The organism is Phyllobacterium sp. P5_D12 (assembly GCF_054049495.1).
In genome coordinates this window covers 1-3,431 of record NZ_JBFUMG010000480.1, presented here as the reverse complement: position 1 = coordinate 3,431, position 3,431 = coordinate 1, and the positions used below count along the sequence as shown (strand labels likewise).

Here is a 3,431-nt window from a genome sequence, read left to right as displayed (position 1 = left end):
GGTTACTATCGCACGGAACTTCCGCACAGCGACGACTACGACGTATGGCTGCGCTTGGCGCTACACGGCAGTGTAGCCGAGCTCGATTGCATCCAGGCGGGCATTCGCACGCACGGCACAAATCGTTCCAGCGATTTGTGGGCGCGTCAGATCTTGCATATTTTGCACACTGCCGATGCGGCCGAATGCTTCTTCGCCCACGAGGGTGGCGAAATGCCCGACGCCAAATATCTGCATCGCCTCGCACGCCGAGGCCTGGCGGAGCGTGCCTACTGGTCGGCGATCTCGCATCTTCTTCGCGGAGAAAAGGGTGTGGGTGAGCTGTTGAAGCTAGCTTTCCGCTGGCGTCCTGTAACAGCGCTTCTGCCACCTGTCGGATATCTGCTCCAAAGGCCCGATACACTGCATCGCCTCCAGCGCCTCGTCGACATGTGGGCGCGTGGAACAAAGCGTTTCAGGATTGGGGAAGCTGGCTCACGTCCCTGATTTCGCCGTGCTTTTCTGCAATTTCAAACAGGGTTGCTTGAATTGAAGCCTCTTGTTCGGCCAGTTGCGTCCTGAAGGCAGCTACGCCTTTTTTCACTTCCAATACAAGACGTGCACGATCGGCCAGCATTTTCTCAACTTGGGATTTCAAGACTTCGACATCGAATGTTTCGACGTAGTGGCAATATTCTTCAAGGCCGGTTGCGTTAAGCAGCGCGTCGTTTTTTGATGAGTAGGCCAGTGAGATCACCGGGCGGCCCATTCGCAGCGCACAGACGACATTGTGGTAGCGCGTTGCAACAACGATATCGGTATGCGCAATTTGCGCCATCACGTCATGCAGCGAGGTCATCTCCTCCGCCACAATATGCTCGCTGCCACTATTGGCCTCATTTTGGGGAAACATATTCATGATGTCGACAACGGCCCGACGATCAACGATATCTCCAGTCAACAATCTTACGTTCAGTCCGCGCTCCTGCAGCCAGGAAATGAATTGGGCAATTTTGTCCAAATACGTGCGATAAATGGCCTCTCCGTCTTCGTCGGCTTTCTTCCAACCGGAATAAGCCATTACGCCCACCCCAACGTAGACTGCAGTCGGGTTCTCACGACTGGATTCCGCTGCGGCAGGAAGACCAAAAGCGAGATCGGCGCTAAGTGGATCGCGACTAACGTCAAAACCGATGCTCTTCATGAAATCTCGCGATAGTTTATCGCGATAGGAACGGTAGTGTGCCATCCGCGCCCCGGTTTTCAAGAACAGGCGGCTCAGAGGCAGTCTGATTGGTCCGGCGCCGATGCTGACGAAGGCAATGCGCATACGGTTCAGTCTGGCGGCTAAACACCACCTGAGGATCACGAAGGGCCAGCCAAATGCGGTCTCCTGAAAATCGTCCAGTATCCCTGTTCCTGGGATAATCATCAGATCCAGCCCATTGAGTTGAGCGAGGATGGTATAGAATCCGATCACTTGTCGGGGAATATCACCGAGTATTCGATTGATGCGGTTGAACCAGCGGCCTCTCGCGACAATTACGCGGATGCTTATTGCTTCAATATTATATTTTTTCGCAATGGCCTCCGGATTGGAACAAATGCAGAGGAGCTCCGCATCGACCTTTGACGAACGCAGAAAGTCCAGCATGGCTTCAAGTGAGCCGTCATTACCCGTATTTCCGCTGCCGAACTGACCCAGCAAGGCGATTTTCATCCAAGGCCTCTCAATCGACCTGTTTGATCTGCTACAGGACACGCTTTATTTCAACGACTCGACTCAAGCTGTCGGACGCGCCCGCAGACGCGAGCCGATCCACTTGTTTGTCATTTTGATTTTGCTGCCATCTGCTGACAAACGACACATGGCCATTGGAATATCAGCAGCAACCGAACGACTGGGGTTCTCCTCCAAAAGGCTGCATCTATTACCCTTCACGGCGCATTCTGCTCTGTAGGCTTCTGGCTCTATGATGATTTCAATTGGGTTTCGGCGGCAGGCGTCGGGACAGTTTGAGGTCAATGCCCATGAAGTTCGCGTACTTTGTTCGTCCGCACCTCGGTGGCACCTACACCGTGTTCAAGCAATTGCGCAAAGGTTTGGCAATGCACGGGATAGACGTGCATTGGCTCGGGTTCGGCGATCCTCTATTGCCAGAATGGCAGTCCGAGGCCGCCTTTGGCACCATGGTGGAAGCGCCAGAAGCGGCAGATGAACAGGAGCAGGCGAGATCGGTGGCCTCGGCTGTGCAGAACGGCGGATTCGATGGCATATTCGTCAACGTTCTGACTGACCGCATCCAGATGAACATCGCGCGCTATCTACCGGCCGATATCATTCGCATCATGATTGTTCACAATATCACTCCGGGGACCTATGCAGCGGCTACAGCTATCAAGGACCACGTCCACGCTACGATTGGCGTATCAGAGCGCTGTCGCCGCGATCTGATAGAGAAATACAAATTTGACGAGCAACGCACGTTTGTAATCGCCAACGCCATCGATATTGAACCATTCACGGCTCTCAAACGCGTTTCTCGCGGGGCACATGGCCTTAAGATGCTCTCTCTCGGCCGCATTGAGGACGCGTCCAAGGGTGTATTCTGGCTGCCCGGTATTATGGATAACTCGCCCGCATCGGTGAGCCTGACGATTGCTGGCAATGGACCAGACCTTGAGCAACTGAGGAGAAAGCTGTCCCATCACAAAGAGAGGGTAATCTTTCTAGGGGCGATTCAACCGGATCGCATTCCACAACTGTTGTTCGATCACGATGTTCTGATCATGCCGTCCCGGTTCGAGGGCTACCCGATGACCCTTATCGAGGCGATGGCGTCAGGGTGCGTGCCAATTGTTTCGCATATACAAGGTGTGACGGATACTATCGTTGCTGATAAGAAAAGCGGCTTTCTTTTTCCGGTCGGTGACTATGCTGAGGCAGCACGGACAATCTCAAAGCTCAATGTCGATCCAGCCAAACTCGCCAGCGCTTCGTTTGCGGCGACGGAGGCAGCCGAACATGCATTCACTTTCGAAGGAATGGCCAAGCGATATTATCACGTCATTGATCGTGTTGTTGCCACGAGGCCAGCTATAGCCGCTCCGCTTGATCTGAATAACTGGGCTTTCCCGCGGGGGCTTCGTTCCGGCTTGCGCACATACGTGCCACGGCCGGTCAAGAACTGGTTGCGTGTTATGAGAGAGCGGTACCCCTATACRCCTTTTGGCTCTTTCTCGTAACTGAATTGCCGAAGTGAAAATGTGGCCTAAAACCCCCATAGTTTCGCTCAGCGTTTTATCGCCAGCTGTGCTGGCCAAGATGTCGACAAGGTTGGGCAGATGACAGAGTTTATCAACAATTTCGAGGAATCAAGCCGCCTCCGCGCACTTGCCCACCATGTAATTCCCGGGGGGGCACATACCTATGCCAAGGGTGACGATCAATA

2 protein-coding genes and 1 pseudogene are annotated in these 3,431 nt (G+C 53.8%); 2 read left to right on the top strand and 1 reads right to left on the bottom strand.

The genetic code is table 11. From position 1 onward, the window contains the following. Positions 1-486, top strand: a pseudogene (locus ACXJ5O_RS22140) (glycosyltransferase family 2 protein); the annotation flags it as partial. Here ACXJ5O_RS22140 and ACXJ5O_RS22135 read toward each other — a convergent pair. Then, positions 455-1,699: a polysaccharide pyruvyl transferase family protein gene (locus tag ACXJ5O_RS22135; protein WP_457301776.1), complete on the bottom strand. Its 1,245-nt coding sequence runs from the start codon at positions 1,697-1,699 to the stop codon at positions 455-457. The pseudogene ACXJ5O_RS22140 and the gene ACXJ5O_RS22135 sit on opposite strands and share 32 nt — an antisense overlap. Before the next feature lie 311 nt (positions 1,700-2,010). On the opposite strand from ACXJ5O_RS22135, the gene ACXJ5O_RS22130 reads away from it, so the two are divergent. Then, a complete protein-coding gene (locus tag ACXJ5O_RS22130) occupies positions 2,011-3,225 on the top strand; it encodes a glycosyltransferase family 4 protein (protein ID WP_457301775.1) in 1,215 nt (404 codons plus the stop codon). The last annotated feature ends 206 nt before the right edge of the window (positions 3,226-3,431 follow it).

What these genes read in the sequence shown, in the direction of transcription:
- ACXJ5O_RS22135 (WP_457301776.1), bottom strand. Translation starts at nt 1,699, where the DNA reads ATGAAAATCGCCTTGCTGGGTCAGTTCGGCAGCGGAAATACGGGTAAT.